This window comes from Croceicoccus pelagius (assembly GCF_001661915.1).
GTDB classification, from domain to species: domain Bacteria; phylum Pseudomonadota; class Alphaproteobacteria; order Sphingomonadales; family Sphingomonadaceae; genus Croceicoccus; species Croceicoccus pelagius.
Map to the genome: position 1 here is coordinate 101219 of NZ_LYWY01000040.1, position 14633 is coordinate 115851.

The following is a 14633-nucleotide window of genomic DNA, read 5'->3' on the forward strand; positions in this document are numbered from 1 at the left end:
GATGCGGCCCCTATCGGATATGGCGCGCAATGGAAATGCCGTTTAAGCCGTGCGCCATGACTGGTCGCACCGTGAAATTCCGCCATCTCGTTCTCTCCACTGCCGCTCTTGCCGCGATTGCGGCGCCTGCGGCCCATGCCGATACGCTGGTCGACAACGTCGACGGTATCCGCGTCGATGCCGAAGGATCGGTTCAGCGATTCGGCGCGATGCTGATCGATGACGACGGGCGGGTGGAGAAACTCTACCGCCGCGGCGCAAAGCTGCCCAAGGATCCCGACTACCGCGTTGACGGCGAAGGCCGCGTTCTCCTCCCCAGCTTTATCGATGGGCACGTCCACGTCTCTCGCGTGGGGTTCAATGCCATCGGGCTGGACCTGTCGGGCGCGAACACGATGGCAGAGGCGCTGAACCGAATTGCCGACTATGCCCGCCGCAACCCGAACAAGCCGTGGATCGTCGGGCGCGGCTGGAACGAAGTCAGGTGGGGCCTTGGCCGCCTGCCCACCGCCGCCGAACTCGACGCCGCCGTGCCCGATCGCCCGGTCTGGCTCGTCCGCGCCGACGATCACGCGGGCTGGGCCAATAGCGCCGCGATGGAGCGGGCCGGTATCACGGCCGCGACCAAAGCGCCCGACGGCGGCCGGATCGAGCGTGGCAGCGGTGGCAAGCCCAGCGGTGTCTTCATCGATTCGGCACGCCAGCTGGTCGAGGCGAAACTGCCCGCTCCGCTGCCAGAGGAACGCGACGTCGCTTTCCTGCAGGCGCAGGACGTCTTTCTGAAACGAGGGATCACCGCCGTGGCCGACATGGGCACGACCCTGCTCGACTGGCAATCTATGCGCCGGCAGGCCGACATCGGCCGGATGCAACTTCGCGTCGTGTCCTACGCCCACGGCGTCGATGACATGGTGACGATCGCCGGTCCCGGCCCGACGCCGTGGCTCTATGGCGACCGGCTCAAGCTGACCGGCCTCAAGCTCTATCTCGATGGCGCGCTCGGTTCGCGCGGGGCGTGGCTGTCTGCGCCATATGCCGATGCGCCGGGTGACACGGGGCTGCAGATGCTTTCCGGCACGCAGCTGCGCAACCTGATGAGCCGCGCAGCGATGGACGACTTCCAGGTTGCCGTTCACGCCATCGGCGATGCCGCCAACGCGGAAGTTCTCGATGCGGTGCAGGAGATGAAGGACAATTACCCCGGCGACCGGCGTTGGCGGATCGAACACGCGCAGATCGTGCAACCTTCCGACTTGCCCCGTTTCGGCAGCCTTGGCGTCGTCGCCTCGATGCAGCCGCACCACCAGGTTTCAGACCGCGTCATGGCCGAAACACGCCTTTCGCCCGATGGGCTTGCCGGTGCCTACGCATGGCGCTCGATCCTCGTAGGCGGAGCGAGGCTTGCCTTCGGTTCGGACGCGCCGGTCGAGACTCCCGATGTGTTCGAGGGGCTGGCCGATGCCATCACGAGGCAGGACGCGAACGGCGAACCTTTCGGCGGTTGGCAGCCACAGGAAGCGATCAGCCGCGAACAGGCGCTGGCCGCCTATACTGCGGGCGCGGCTTACGCGATGGGCGCGGACGGGAAATTCGGCACGTTGGCGGAAGGCGAGTGGGCCGACTTCGTCTTCGTGACGGTGGACCCGCTGCTGGCTGCCCCGGCCGACCTTCGTCAAGGGCGCGTGCTGTCGACGTGGATCGCCGGGCGCAAGGTCTGGTCGGTGCAGGGCAACGTCGCTGCCCCTGCCTCGGAACGCTAGGCGTCCTCGACCACGGCGGGGACCTTCGGGTCCTCGTTCTTCTTCTTGCGGTCGCTGAACCACATCAGGATGAGCGAACCTTCGAAAAGCAGGATCAGCGGCGCTGCCAGCATCAGCTGCGAGACGACGTCGGGCGGCGTGATAATGGCGGCCACGGCGAAAATGCCCACGATCAGATAACGCCGCGCCTTTGTCATCTGCTCACGGCTGACGATGCCTGCGCGGTTGAGCAGCAGCAGCAGAACGGGAAGCTGGAAGCTGATCCCGAAGGCGAGGATGAACTGCATGACGAGGCCGAGATATTCGCCCATCGCCGGCAGCGCTTCCTGCTGCAGTCCGCCGGTCATGCCCTGAAAGCCGAGGAACCATTTGAACGCCGTCGGCATGACGACGAAATAAGCAAGCGATGCGCCCGCGATGAACAGGATCGGCGATGCGAAGAGGAAAGGCAGGAAAGCCTTCTTCTCTTTCGCGTAGAGCCCCGGCGCGACGAAGGCCCAGAGCTGGTTCGCGATGATCGGGAACGACAGGAAGAACGCCGCGAAGATGGCGACCTTGATCTCCACGAAGAACGCTTCGTAAAGCTTGGTATAGACCAGCCGACCCTGCCCTTCGGGAAAGGCCAGCGTAAGCGGACGGACGAGAAATCCGAAGATCGTGTCGGCCAGCGGCAGGCAGATCGCAAAGCATACGATCAGCGCGATCACCGCGCGGAAAAGCCGCGTGCGCAGCTCGATCAGGTGCTCGAGAAGCGGGGCCTCTGTCTCGTCGAGATCGGAAATCTTGAATGCCACCGGTTCAGTCCTTCGCCCGGTCGGCCATGTCTTCGAACAAAGGCAGCGTGTTGCCCTTGGGCGAGGGCTTCGGCTCTGCCGCGGCGTCGTTCACCAGCGACTTGGGCGCAGCGTCGGGTTCGACCGTCGCATCGGCCTTTTCCGCCGCGGGCGATGCTTCGTCAGCAGGCTTGTCCGCAGCAGGCGCTACTTCGGCAGAAGCGTCCGTCAGCTGTCCGGTCTCGGCGCTGGCATCAGGGTGCTTCTTCATGATCTCCGCGTTGCGGCGATCCCACTCCTTCTGCATGTCCTCCATCTCGGCCTCGCGCACCATGGCGTCCAGCCCTGCGCGGAAATGGCCGGAGACCTTGCGCAACTTGCCGATCCAGCGCCCAGCGGTGCGCAGGGCCATGGGCATGTCCTTGGGGCCGATGACGAGGACCGCCACGACGATGATGAGCAGGAGTTCGGTTGCGCCGATATCGAACATGGGCGGTTACGGCCGGTGCAGCGCGATGGCGCGCCGCGACGAGGCGATCAGGCCTTCTTTTCGCTTTCCTTGACCTCGGCGGTCTTGGTTTCGGTAGCGGCAGGGGCCGCGTCGGCGGACTGTTCAAGGCGCAGGTCCTTGGCCATGTCCTTGCCGCTTTCGTCGTTCATGCCCTGCTTGAAGCTCTTGATGCCCTTGCCGAAGTCACCCATCATTTCCGAAATCCGGCCGCGCCCGAAAAGCACGAGGATAACGAGGGCAATGATAATCAGCTGCCAGGGGCCAACGTTCACTTGGGATTCTCCTTGAAGGTCAGCCCCTCTCTAGGCGCTTTCGTCGCCCATATCCAGTGATCGTACGTCGTCGTCTGTCGCTTCTTCCTCGGTATGCTCGCCTGCATCGCCGCTATCGGCAGCATTTTCTGTCGCACGGCTGTCAAGCTCGCGCTCCATCGCCTCCTCCACCGGTTCCAGAAGGCCCGCTGCGCGCAGTTCGGCAAGGCCGGGCAGGTCGCGGCGGCTTTCAAGACCGAAGTGCGACAGGAAGTCGGCAGTGGTCGCGTAGATCACCGGCCTTCCGGGCACTTCGCGGCGCCCCGCGGCGCGGACCCAACCCGCTTCCATCAGCACGTCGAGCGTGCCCTTGGCGGTCTGCACTCCGCGAATCGATTCGATCTCCGCGCGGCTGACAGGTTCGTGATAGGCGATGATGGCAAGACACTCGGTCGCGGCGCGCGACAGGCGGCGCACTTCCTCGCGCTCGCGCCGCAAAAGGTTCGCCATGTCGGGCGCGGTCTGGAAATGCCAGAGCTTCCCCCGCTTCACGAGGTTCACGCCGCGCCCGTCGTAATGTTCGGAAAGGTCAGCAAGCGCATCGCGCACGTCCGCGCCGCCGAGATGCTCCGAAATCTCGTCTCGGGTCATCGGATTTTCGGCTGCGAACAGAACCGCTTCCACGGCGCGGGTGAGGTCGTCGGGCGCGCTCATTCACCCTCCCCCCGTTTCATCGAACGCAGGCGCAGCGGGCCGAATGTCTCTTCCTGAGCCAGTTCGGCCTTTCCCTGCTTGGCCAGTTCGAGCGCCGCCACGAAACTTGAGGCGAGCGCCGACTTCTTCAGCTTCGGATCGGCGTGGGGCGGCAGGAACTGCCTCAGCTCCATCCAGTCGATCGCGACGCCCAGCATGGATGACACGCGCGACAGCGCACTTTCCAGCGTCATCACCATACGCTCGCGCACCATGTGGACAACCGGCGCAGTGCGAGCCTTCACCTGTCCATAGGCCTGGACAAGGTCGAACCACTCGCACTCCCACGCGCGCTTCTTCAGCACGCGCAGGCCTTCCGGTGCGCCGCGCACGAAGACATCGCGTCCCAGCCTGTCGCGCGCCATGAGCCGCGCCGCAGCCTCGCGCATTGCGGCCAGCCGTTGCAGGCGCAGTTGCAGGCGCAGGGCCAGCTCCTCAGGGCTCGGGTCTTCCTGCTCTTCCTTGGGCAGTAGCAGCGCGGATTTGAGATAGGCCAGCCATGCCGCCATGACGAGATAGTCGGCGGCCAGTTCCAGCTTCATCTCGCCCGCGCGGTCGATGAATTCGAGATACTGGTCGACCAGTTCGAGGATCGAGATCTTGCGAAGGTCCACCTTCTGCCGCCGCGCAAGGTCGAGCAGGATGTCGAGCGGACCTTCGTAGCCGTCGACGTCGATGTAGAGCTTGGCCGGATCGTCGCGCGCATCCTCGACGTGGGCTTCCCATGCCTCCTCGTCGAACGGCAGGGTCGCGGGCGGCAGGTCGGGCACGTCGTCCGGCGCCCCTGTCGCGCCGTCGTCCCCGCCCCCGGCCATCACGCAATCGGCCCCGTCATGCAGTCACGCCCGCCGCGGCCAGAAGCTCGTCACGCTTGGCGATAACCGCCTCGCGCTCTTCCGCGCGTTCGAAGGGGCAGGCAACGTTCGCCCCTGCCATTGCGGTGTCCAGCCTTTCACGTGCTTTCGCGGTCATTTCGGGCAGCACTTCGGCGATGCCTTCCATGTCGTCCATCTTCGCCCAGCAATTGAGCACGACATCGCAGCCCGCGGCGATGGCGGCGGCCGAACGTTCCGGAATCGTGCCCGAAAGCGCTTCCATGTCGATATCGTCGGTCATCAGCAGGCCATCGAACCCGATGCGCCCGCGAATGATGTCCTCGATCACGGTGGGCGATTGGGTGGCGGGGTGTGCCGGATCCCATGCCTCGAACACGACATGCGCGCTCATCGCCATGGGCGCATTCCTCAGGGTCTCGAACGGGGCGAGATCGGTGGCGAGTTCTTCCTCGCACGCGCAAACCCTCGGCAGGTCCTTGTGGCTGTCGCACAGCGCCCGGCCATGGCCGGGCATGTGCTTGACGATGCCGACAACGCCCGCATCTGCTAGCCCCTGAAGGCATGAACGCCCCAATGCCGCGACGCGCGAGGGTTCGTGGCCATAGGCACGGTCGCCGATGACGTCGTGCGCCCCTTCCTGCCGCACGTCGAGCAGCGGAAGTGCGTCGGAGGACACGCCCGCCTCGGCAAGATCTAGCCCGATGGCGCGGGCGTTGCAGCGCACCGCCTCCATCGCCGAGATCGGGGCGACGTCGTAAAGCCGGTCGAACACGCCCTGCGGCGGGTATTTTGGCCAGACGGGCGGCTTCATGCGCGTGACGCGGCCGCCTTCCTGATCGATCAGGATCAGCAGGTCATCGCGCCCGTGCAACGCGCGCAGTTCGTCGGTCAGCGCGCGCATCTGCGCAGCGCTCTCGCAGTTGCGGCCGAACAGTATGTACCCCGCCGGATCGCTGGCGCAAAAGAAAGCGCGCTCCGCGTCGGTCAGGCTCAGGCCGGACATGCCGAAAATCGATGGCGTCATAGATTCGCAAGGTTTGGCCAACCAGTCGCCAAGCGCAAGGGGCAGAGCGCCATCATGCCCCGATTCAAAGCGCTAGTCTCAACTCAGACGAATTTGCTCCGGGTGGGTCGAGGATGGTGAGTTTCCGTGAATTAGAGCGCAGCGTACTTGCCGTACGTGAGCACCGGAAGTGCGGAAAATCGCCACTTGCAGGCCGCCCAAGGCAAAATCCCCGCAGGTCAGCGCTTCACTTGGCACTCGATGCCATTGCGGCGCATGTCGTCACACAGTGCGAACGCCCCTGCCGTGTTCGGCGCAACCGCCTGCAGGCGATAGACCGTCCCGATGTCGGCGCGGCCCTGCACGATGCGGCGGTCATAGTTCTTCAGCGGCTCGTAACGCTGACGGATGAGGTCCCAACCTTTGCGCGCGTCCGCTTCGGTCGAATAAGCGCCGACCTGTACGGCAACGCCTGTCAGCGGCGGCTCGGGCGTCGCGGTGGGCGTCGGCGTGGCCGATGCGGTGGGCGTCGGTTCGGGTGTGGCGGTCGGCTTGGGCTGGGCCAGGCTTGCCTCGTTGTCGACGCCTTCGCCCACCTTGTACGAGGTATCGCCCGTACCCGCGACCTTGGTGCCGCCCGGATCGGCGGGGCGCACCTTGTAAGGTTCGTCCGGTGCCTCGATCAGCGAGCCGTCGCCTTCGGGAGGTCGGTTCAGGTATTCGCGCCCGACGAAGATAGCCATCGCGGCCATGACCAGCAAAAGCGCGACCACGGCGGCGAACTTGCCGATGCGGGACCAGTCAAGCCCCTCGTCCAGATCCTCGTCCGCCGATTCGAGCCACGGCAGGCGCATTTCCGGCTCCTCCAAAGCGAGGCGGCCGTCCGCTTCTCCTGCCTGGCTGTTCACGTGCGCGATCCCTTTAAAGCTGCTCCGCAGCCTCGACACCAAGGATGGCGAGACCGTTGCGGATCACCTGTCCGATACGTTCGGCCAGATAGAGCCTTGCGCCGGAAAGGTCGGCATTGTCGGCCACGACGAAACGCTTGTCGAGACGGTCGTTGCCGATGTTCCAGTAGGCGTGGAAAGCTGCCGCCAGATCGCCGAGGAAAAAGGCAATGCGGTGCGGTTCGCGGGCCCGCGCCGCGGCCTCGACCTGGCGCGGAAACTGGGCCGCGACCTTGACGAGATCCATCTCTTCTTCGCCCAGCAGACCCAGATGTTCGGCGCTCGGCGTAAAGCCCGCGTCAGCGCCCTTCTTCAGGGTCGAACAGATGCGTGCGTGGGCGTACTGCACGTAGAAGACCGGATTGTCCTTCGACGCTTCGACGACTTTCACGAAGTCGAAGTCCATCTGCGCCTCGGGCTTGCGGGTCAGCATCGTGAAGCGCACGACGTCCTTGCCCACTTCCTCGACCATGTCGGCGATCGTGATGAAGTTGCCCGAACGCTTGGACATTTTCGCCGGTTCGCCATCGCGCAGCAGTTGCACCATCTGCACCAGCTTCACATCGAAGGGCTTGGCCCCGCCCTCATCGCCCTCGGTCAGGGCGGCGACGGCGGCCTTGATGCGCTTGACCGTGCCGGCATGGTCCGCACCCCAGATGTCGATCAGTGCGTCTGCCCCTTGCGCCTTCTGATAGTGATAGGCGAGGTCGGCACCGAAATAGGTCCAGCTGCCGTCTGACTTCTTGATCGGGCGGTCCTGATCGTCACCAAACTGCGTGGAACGGAACAGCGGCAGTTCGACCGGCTCCCAGTCCTCCGGCGTCTTGCCCTTGGGGGCTTCGAGAAGGCCGTCATAAACAAGACCCTTCTCGCGCAGGAACGCCTCTGCCGCCTCGGGCTTGCCCGCGGCCTGAAGCTCCGCCTCGGACGAAAACAGGTCGTGACGGATGCCGAGCGTGGCAAGGTCGTCGCGGATCATGTCCATCATCGCGGCAACCGCCTTGGTGCGGAACAGCGCGAGCCATTCGCTCTCGGGCTTGCCGACGTAGGCATCGCCGAATTCCTCGGCCAGCGCCTTGCCGATCGGGATCAGGTAGTCGCCGGGATAGAAGCCTTCGGGAATCTCGACCGTTTCGCCCAGCGCCTCGCGGTAACGCAAGTGGACCGAGCGGGCGAGCGTCTGGACTTGCGCGCCTGCGTCGTTGACGTAGTATTCCTTGACGACCGCGAACCCTGCGAACTCCAAGAGGCCCGCCAGCGCATCCCCGACGACCGCGCCGCGGCAGTGGCCCATGTGCATCGGGCCGGTCGGGTTGGCCGAGACATATTCGACGTTGACCGTCTGGCCCGCACCCATCGCGCTGCGGCCATAGGCATCGCCAAGTTCTGCAATGGCAGCAAGTTCATCGCGCCATGCACCGTCCGCCAGCCGCATGTTGATGAAGCCGGGGCCGGCAATCGTCGCCTCGCTAACCGCCGGGTGCGCCGAAAGCTCGGCCACAAGCGCTTCGGCAAGGGCGCGCGGATTGGTCTTTGCAGGCTTGGCAAGAACCATCGCCGCGTTCGTCGCAAGATCGCCATGCGAAGGATCGCGCGGCGGTTCGACCGCGACGTTGGCGCGATTGATACCGTCCGGCAGCGTGCCAGCGGAAACGAGCGCATCGAGCGCGCTGTCGACGGCACGCGTCATCGCGCCGTGGATGGTCTTGGTCTCGGACTTAACGATTTCGGTCATGGCCGCGCGCCTAGCCGAACACGGGGCCAAGTGGAAGGTGGGATTGTTTGTTGGGGGTGTCCGAATGCCAGAGCTGTGGCTCCGCGGTTTTTGTTTTAGCCCCTCAGACGCCGGGCGGGGTGCATCCGCACCCCTTGGCTTCGCCGCATAAGCGGCGGCGGCCGTTCGGCCTTGCGGGAGTCGCTGACGCGCCCCAGGTCTCTTTTTGATGGCTTGTGCCTTTCCGGGCGCGAAGCGACACCGGCAAGCGCGAACGCGCGCTCGAGCTTATGCGAGGCCAGCCAAGGGGCCGGATGGCCCCGCCGGCGCTTGAGGCTAAACAAATAATCCCCCGCCGGCGTTCGAGGGACTAAAAAATCAACGCGTCGCGTTATACGCCAGCTGGTCCTGCGTCAGCTGGAAGCCGATCAGCATCTCGAAAGTAGAGCGGGCGATCGCCGCTTTCACTTCGGGATCGGCCAGCGGGTCGAGCGCTGCGTCGATGTCGCCTGCCTTGCGCTTGCGCGTGATGCGTTCGCGCACGTCGGCGGGAAGCGTCGCAGCAGCCGCATCGACATAGGCACCAGCGCGGGCCGTGGTCGAAGCGCGGGTTTCACCGGCGGCAAAGTCGAGACGGACGGTGCCGACGCGCTTGGTAACGACGGCGGTGCCGCCCTGCAGGACGGTGACGAAATAGGGCAGTTCCACGCTACGCGCAGCGCCCGCATCGCGGCGGGTGCCGAGGACGTCGAAAGTCGCTTCGGAATAGACTTTCGCGCCGCTTTCGTCGCACGCGGGGCGTACGTTGGTGATGACCGCCGTCACGTCGAGCGCGGATTGCGTCTTCGCGCCTGCCTGCGTGAACGTGGTCACATCGCCAAGGTAGTCGGGCACGCCGACCGCGGGGCAGAGCGAGCGGATCGCGGTGATGCCAACGCCCTGGTTGACGACGATGTCGCCTTCCGACTTGCAGGCCCCCAGCGAGGCGGCAGCAAGGGCCAGCGTGATCGCGGCGGCGGGGCGGATACGGAAAGTCATCGTCGGCAAGAACCCATCGTTGTGCAAATCGCGCGCCAGCCCTAGCCCGCACGAGCCGGTTGGGCAATGCGCTGCGGCAATCTGGCCACGATTGAAGCCGCGAACCTTTCTCCAGCATTTACGGCGCCACCGAAATAGCCTTGCGCGCTTTACCTTGCCGCCCGTCGGGAGCTAAAGGGGCTCGCAATGCCGAACCGAACCGTGATCCAGTCCGCCCCGCCTGCCAGCGACAAGCCGCTGCGCCTGCTGATCGCTGCCCCGCGCGGCTTCTGCGCCGGGGTCGACCGCGCCATCGAGATCGTGGAAAGGGCGCTCGATCGCTATGGTGCGCCGGTCTACGTCCGGCACGAGATCGTCCACAACCGCTTCGTCGTCGATTCGCTGAAGGCCAAGGGTGCGGTCTTCGTCGAGGAACTGGACGAAGTGCCCGATGGCGTTCCCGTCGTCTTTTCCGCGCACGGCGTGCCGAAATCGGTCCCGGCAAATGCCGAGGAACGCGGCCTCGACTATCTGGATGCGACCTGCCCGCTGGTCAGCAAGGTCCACCGCCAGGCCGAACGGCAGGTGGAGCATAATCGCCACATCCTGTTCATCGGCCACAAGGGCCACCCCGAGGTCATCGGCACTTTCGGACAGGTGCCCGAAGGCCGCATGACGCTGGTCGAAACGGTCGAGGACGTGGCGAGGCTGGACTTCCCCGAAGGCACCGGCCTTGCCTACCTTTCGCAGACCACGCTCTCGGTCGACGACACCACGCAGATCATCGAGGCGTTGACACAGCGTTTCCCTGACATCGTAGCGCCCAAGGCAGAGGACATCTGCTACGCCACCAGTAACCGGCAGGCCGCGGTCAAGGCAATCGCGGGCGAGTGCCAGCTGCTGCTCGTCATCGGCGCGCCCAATTCCTCGAACTCGCTGCGGCTGGTCGAAGTGGCGGAGCGCATGGGCTGTGTGGCGAAACTGGTCCAGCGCGGGTCGGAAATTGATCCGGCATGGCTCGACGGGGTAGACACCATCGGTCTTACCGCAGGGGCATCCGCCCCCGAAGTGCTGGTCCGCGAAGTGGTCGACAGGCTCGCCTCGATGCGTCCGCTGACCGAGGAAGTGGTCCGCACTGCGCAGGAGAGGATCACGTTCAAGCTGCCCCGCCAGCTGCAGGACTGATCACAGGTGGCCGTCTATACCCGCATCGGGGCCGAGGCGATGGATGCGCTGATCGCGCGCTTCGACGTCGGCACGCTGACCAGTGCCAAGGGCATTGCCGAGGGCGTTTCCAACAGCAACTGGATCATCGAGACCACAGGCAAGAGCGGGGGCGGCGCGCGCTTCATCCTCACCGTCTATGAAGAGCGGACCGAGGTTGAGGAACTGCCCTTCTTCCTCAACCTGCTCGACCATCTTTCCGCCGCGGGCTGTCCGGTGCCGCGCACGATCCACGACGTGGACGGCGCCCCGTTCCGCGAATTCGTTACCGATGACGGCGAGACCAAGCATCTCGCCCTGATCGAATTCCTGCCCGGCGTGTCCGCCGACAACCCGACCCCAGGGCAGGCCGAGGCCGTGGGCCGCGCGCTGGCGGGCATTCATCTTGCCGCGCTGGACTATCCGGCGCAGCGCAAGAACACGATGGGCCATGCCGCATGGCGCGGGTTCGTCGCCGATTGCGAAGGCCGCTGGGGCGAGATCGATAGCGCGCTGGAAGTCGTGCCCACAGCGGTCGAGGACGTGATCGCCCGATGGCCGCGCGGCCTGCCGCAATCGGTGATCCATGCCGACCTGTTCCCCGACAACGTCCTACTTGTTGGCGACAGCGTTTCGGGCCTCATCGACTTCTATTTCGCCTGCACCGGGCCGATGGTCTACGACGTCGCCGTGACCCACGCGGCGTGGAGCTTTTCGGGTGACGGCAAGCGGCACGACCGCGCCGTGGGCGATGCCATCCTGCGCGGCTACGAAGCGGTCCGCCCGCTTTCGTCCGAGGAACGCGCCGCCCTTCCCATCATGTCCGAAGGCGCATCGCTGCGCTTCCTTTTGACCCGCGCCTACGACTGGCTGTTCACGCCCGCCGGCGCGCTGGTGACGAAGAAGGACCCGCTGGCGTTCAAGCGCCGCTACGACTTCTACCAGCGCGAGGGTGCAGGGGCGTTCGCGTGACCCGCATCGAAATCTACACTGACGGGGCCTGCAAGGGGAATCCCGGCCCCGGCGGCTGGGGCGCGTTGCTGCGCATGGGCCAGACCGAGCGCGAGATTTCGGGGCGCGAAAAGCACACGACCAACAACCGTATGGAACTGATGGCCGTGATCGAGGCGCTGCGCGCGCTGAAGCGTCCGTGCGAGATCGACCTGTTCACCGACAGCAAGTACGTGATCGACGGAATTACCAACTGGGTACACAGCTGGATCAGGCGCGGCTGGAAAACGGCCGCGAAGAAGCCCGTCATCAACGACGACCTGTGGCGCGACCTGCTGGAAGCATCGGCCCCGCACACGATCCGCTGGCACTGGGTGAAGGGCCATGCCGGTCACCCCGAGAACGAGCGTGTGGACGCACTCGCCAGCGAGCAGGCCCTGCTGGCAAGCGCGTCCTGAAACTCGCTTATTCGACGGTAGTATCGACGACTTCGGCGTTAGGACCGTTTTTGAGGATCGATTCGATCGCGTTCTTGGCGCTGGCCTTCGAGGAATAACCCTCGGTCCAGAACATGGTCTCGCTGTTGTAGACGAAATAGGCGACAAACTCGCCCTTCTTGTTCTTACGAATCTCGAAACGATGCGCCATGTGCGGCCTCCCTTGTTGTGCGAGCACCGAACCTAACGCGCCGCCAAAAGGGCGCAACCCCGTAGCTTAGTCGAACCTTTCGGGCGCATAAGCCGCAGGATCGATGCCGTCGGCGATGGGTGAGACTGCACGGTCCAGCAAGAGCGAGGCGGCAAGCGCGGCTGCGGCAGGCGCGGTCTGGATGCCAAAACCGCCCTGCCCCGCGCACCAGAAGAAGCTATCGCGCGCCGTGTCGAAACCATAAACCGGCAGCCGGTCCGGCGCGAAACTGCGCAGCCCTGCCCACTTGCGCTCCACCGCCTCGACCTTCCAGTCGACCGCGTGTTCCATCCGGTCGATCGCGATCGCGACGTCGAGTTCTTCGGGCGCGGCGTCACAAGGCTCGCTCGGCGTCTCGTCATAAGGGGTCAGCCAGATGCGGCCGCTTTCGGGCTTGAAATAGAACTGCTCATTGATGTCGAGCACCAGCGGCATGTCCGCAGGCACGGCAGGCGAAGTGCGAAGCTGCGCGACCGTGCGGCGCAGCGGCGTGATGCCGAGCGGGCGGGCACCGGCGATCTGCGCGACCTCGTCGGCCCAGGCACCGGCGGCATTGACTAGCGTGTCGCAGACGAGCGTGCTGCCGTCCGCGAGGTTAAGCGTCCAGCGTCCTTCCCCCCGCTCTGCCGATTGCAGGCCCGCCCGCGTCAGGACTTCAGCCCCTGCCTTCGCCGCCAGCGAAAGGTAGTGCGCGTGCAGGCCCGCGACGTCGATGTCTGAGCAATCGGGCTCCCACGATGCACAGGTCCATCCAGGCAGAAGGCCGGGCACCATCCCGTCCATCGCTTCCCGTTCGAGCAGTTCGATACCCGCACCGAGATCGGCAAAGTTGCGGACGAAAGCCTCGACCTTGTGGCGATCATCCTCGCGGCCGATGTTGAGCGCGCCGCGCCGCGTCAGGAAACCGTGTTCGCGCAGATAGGGCCCTGAAGCCATCGTCAGCGGGAATACGCCGGGGCCGCCATAGGTCTCTTCCCAGAACGCCGCCGACCGGCCCGTCGCATGGTACCCGGGGCGTTCCTCTGCCTCCAGCAGGACAACCCGCGCGTGGGGCGCGACCATCGCGGCAAGGCTGGCTCCTGCCATCCCCGCGCCGACGATGGCGATATCGGCCCTGGCGGTCATCGAGACGGTCATCGGGCGTTCTCGTCAAAGAAGCGGGTGATCGCATCGAGCGCCCTGTCGCGCACCGGATCGGCCTCGCGCAGGATCTCGTGCGCCGATTCGGGGCCGAACTCCACAAGCTCGGCATCGGGCAGAAGTTTCGCCGCCTTGCGAATCGCGCTGGGCGACACCAGCCGGTCTGCAGAAGTCGAAAGCAGCAGCACCGGCAGCCTCACTTGTCCCAGCGCATCGGGTGCCATGACCTTGCGCATCGAGATCACCGACTGCTCCAGCCAGCCCCAGCTTGCCGGACCCATAACGAGCTCGGGCCGCTTTTCGCGCCACCAGCTTTCGTCGGCATAGCGCGTGTCGTCATGGGTCAGCAGCTGCTGCCTGCCCGCCGGAAGCGCGCCGGGCTTCTCGCTCCATTTCCAGGCCGGGCGGCGAGGATCGCCCAAGCTGGCGCGCAGCCGCCCGAAGGCGCGCAGCAGCCAATAGGGCAGCGGCACGCCCGCAAAGCCCAGCATCGGCGCGACCAGAACGGCGGCGGCAGGGTCAATTCTTTTCTCGGCCAGCGTGCGCAGGACAAGATGCCCGCCCATCGAGTGCCCGACGATGACGCGCGGCTTTTCGTGATCGCACTCCCACTCGGACCAGAAGGCTGCGAGATCGTCGACCCAGTGGGCAAAATCGTCGACATGGCCGGTCGTCTCGTCGAAACCCAGCCGCCCGGACCCGGCCTGCCCGCGCCAGTCGAGCGCGGTGACTTTCCAGCCCTGAAGATAGAAGTGGTGCAGCGTCTCGAGGTATTTCTCGTAGGCGTCGCCGCGGCCCGGCATGAACAGCATCGATCCGCGATTCCTGCCCCCGCCGCCTGCAGGCCAGTCGATCCGGCGCAGGACATGGCCGTCGGGCGCTTCCCATGTCGATTCGGTCGCGGCGTCGGGAATGGCGCGGCGCGCTTCGCCCGGAAGCTGGTGGGCAGACCTCTGATCGACAGGCGTGCCGGTCATCCCTGCGCGGCGACCTCAGGCGCAAGACCCTTCGGCTTGGTTACTGTTTGGTAAGCCATCCTGCCTAGACCGGCCCTCAGCAAGGTAAATATTTCTCAACGCAGCGAAGG

At 65.4% G+C, this 14633-nt stretch carries 16 protein-coding genes; 4 read left to right on the forward strand and 12 right to left on the reverse strand.

The features are described 5' to 3' along the window. The first annotated feature begins 56 nt into the window (after positions 1-56). Positions 57-1760, forward strand: coding sequence for an amidohydrolase (locus A9D15_RS14710; protein ID WP_066766335.1), 1704 nt, complete (start codon positions 57-59; stop codon positions 1758-1760). Here the strand turns inward: A9D15_RS14710 and tatC are convergent. The 9 genes from tatC to A9D15_RS14755 all read right to left on the reverse strand — a co-directional run bounded on the left by tatC (position 1757) and on the right by A9D15_RS14755 (position 9586). After that, the gene (gene tatC / locus A9D15_RS14715) at positions 1757-2554 is read right to left on the reverse strand and encodes a twin-arginine translocase subunit TatC (RefSeq protein WP_066766337.1); all 798 of its coding nucleotides are present in this window, start codon (positions 2552-2554) and stop codon (positions 1757-1759) included. The two genes, A9D15_RS14710 and tatC, sit on opposite strands and share 4 nt — an antisense overlap. A 4-nt stretch (positions 2555-2558) precedes the next feature. Then, entirely contained in the window at positions 2559-3023 is a 465-nt protein-coding gene (gene tatB / locus A9D15_RS14720) for a Sec-independent protein translocase protein TatB (RefSeq protein WP_066766339.1), read from the reverse strand. 47 nt (positions 3024-3070) lie between these two features. Then, positions 3071-3316, reverse strand: a complete 246-nt coding sequence (gene tatA, locus A9D15_RS14725) for a twin-arginine translocase TatA/TatE family subunit (protein WP_066766341.1) — start codon at positions 3314-3316, stop codon at positions 3071-3073. 30 nt (positions 3317-3346) lie between these two features. After that, the gene (gene scpB, locus A9D15_RS14730; protein ID WP_082924518.1) at positions 3347-4009 is read right to left on the reverse strand and encodes an SMC-Scp complex subunit ScpB; all 663 of its coding nucleotides are present in this window, start codon (positions 4007-4009) and stop codon (positions 3347-3349) included. Beyond that, positions 4006-4863, reverse strand: coding sequence for a segregation and condensation protein A (locus A9D15_RS14735; protein WP_066766343.1), 858 nt, complete (start codon positions 4861-4863; stop codon positions 4006-4008). Before A9D15_RS14735 ends, scpB begins: the two co-directional genes overlap by 4 nt. A gap of 16 nt (positions 4864-4879) precedes the next feature. Beyond that, the gene (gene nagZ / locus A9D15_RS14740; RefSeq protein ID WP_066766345.1) at positions 4880-5908 is read right to left on the reverse strand and encodes a beta-N-acetylhexosaminidase; all 1029 of its coding nucleotides are present in this window, start codon (positions 5906-5908) and stop codon (positions 4880-4882) included. Between the two features lie 218 nt (positions 5909-6126). Continuing rightward, the gene (locus tag A9D15_RS14745) at positions 6127-6795 is read right to left on the reverse strand and encodes an SPOR domain-containing protein (RefSeq protein WP_066766347.1); all 669 of its coding nucleotides are present in this window, start codon (positions 6793-6795) and stop codon (positions 6127-6129) included. A gap of 13 nt (positions 6796-6808) precedes the next feature. Continuing rightward, on the reverse strand, positions 6809-8524 hold the full coding sequence (gene argS, locus A9D15_RS14750; RefSeq protein WP_373283489.1) for an arginine--tRNA ligase: 1716 nt from the start codon (positions 8522-8524) through the stop codon (positions 6809-6811). Positions 8525-8926: 402 nt separating this feature from the next. Continuing rightward, positions 8927-9586, reverse strand: coding sequence for a hypothetical protein (locus A9D15_RS14755; RefSeq protein ID WP_066766349.1), 660 nt, complete (start codon positions 9584-9586; stop codon positions 8927-8929). A gap of 186 nt (positions 9587-9772) precedes the next feature. On the opposite strand from A9D15_RS14755, the gene ispH reads away from it, so the two are divergent. Genes ispH through rnhA form a run of 3 tightly spaced genes read left to right on the forward strand, consistent with a single transcriptional unit; the run spans position 9773 to position 12177 of the window. Further along, entirely contained in the window at positions 9773-10750 is a 978-nt protein-coding gene (gene ispH / locus A9D15_RS14760) for a 4-hydroxy-3-methylbut-2-enyl diphosphate reductase (RefSeq protein WP_066766351.1), read from the forward strand. A gap of 6 nt (positions 10751-10756) precedes the next feature. Then, positions 10757-11740 carry a homoserine kinase gene (gene thrB / locus A9D15_RS14765; RefSeq protein ID WP_066766353.1) on the forward strand — a complete coding sequence of 328 codons (984 nt, stop codon included), beginning with the start codon at positions 10757-10759 and terminating at the stop codon, positions 11738-11740. Beyond that, positions 11737-12177, forward strand: coding sequence for a ribonuclease HI (gene rnhA / locus A9D15_RS14770; RefSeq protein WP_066766355.1), 441 nt, complete (start codon positions 11737-11739; stop codon positions 12175-12177). The genes thrB and rnhA overlap by 4 nt, the downstream gene beginning before the upstream one ends. A 7-nt stretch (positions 12178-12184) precedes the next feature. On the opposite strand, the gene A9D15_RS14775 is transcribed toward rnhA, so the two are convergent. The 3 genes from A9D15_RS14775 to A9D15_RS14785 form a co-directional block, all read right to left on the reverse strand. Further along, positions 12185-12367: a YegP family protein gene (locus tag A9D15_RS14775; protein ID WP_066766357.1), complete on the reverse strand. Its 183-nt coding sequence runs from the start codon at positions 12365-12367 to the stop codon at positions 12185-12187. Between the two features lie 66 nt (positions 12368-12433). Beyond that, entirely contained in the window at positions 12434-13543 is a 1110-nt protein-coding gene (locus A9D15_RS14780; RefSeq protein WP_066766358.1) for an NAD(P)/FAD-dependent oxidoreductase, read from the reverse strand. Continuing rightward, positions 13540-14523 (reverse strand): alpha/beta fold hydrolase, encoded by a 984-nt coding sequence (locus A9D15_RS14785; protein WP_066766359.1) that lies wholly within the window; start codon positions 14521-14523, stop codon positions 13540-13542. The genes A9D15_RS14780 and A9D15_RS14785 overlap by 4 nt, the downstream gene beginning before the upstream one ends. Positions 14524-14633 lie beyond the last annotated feature (110 nt).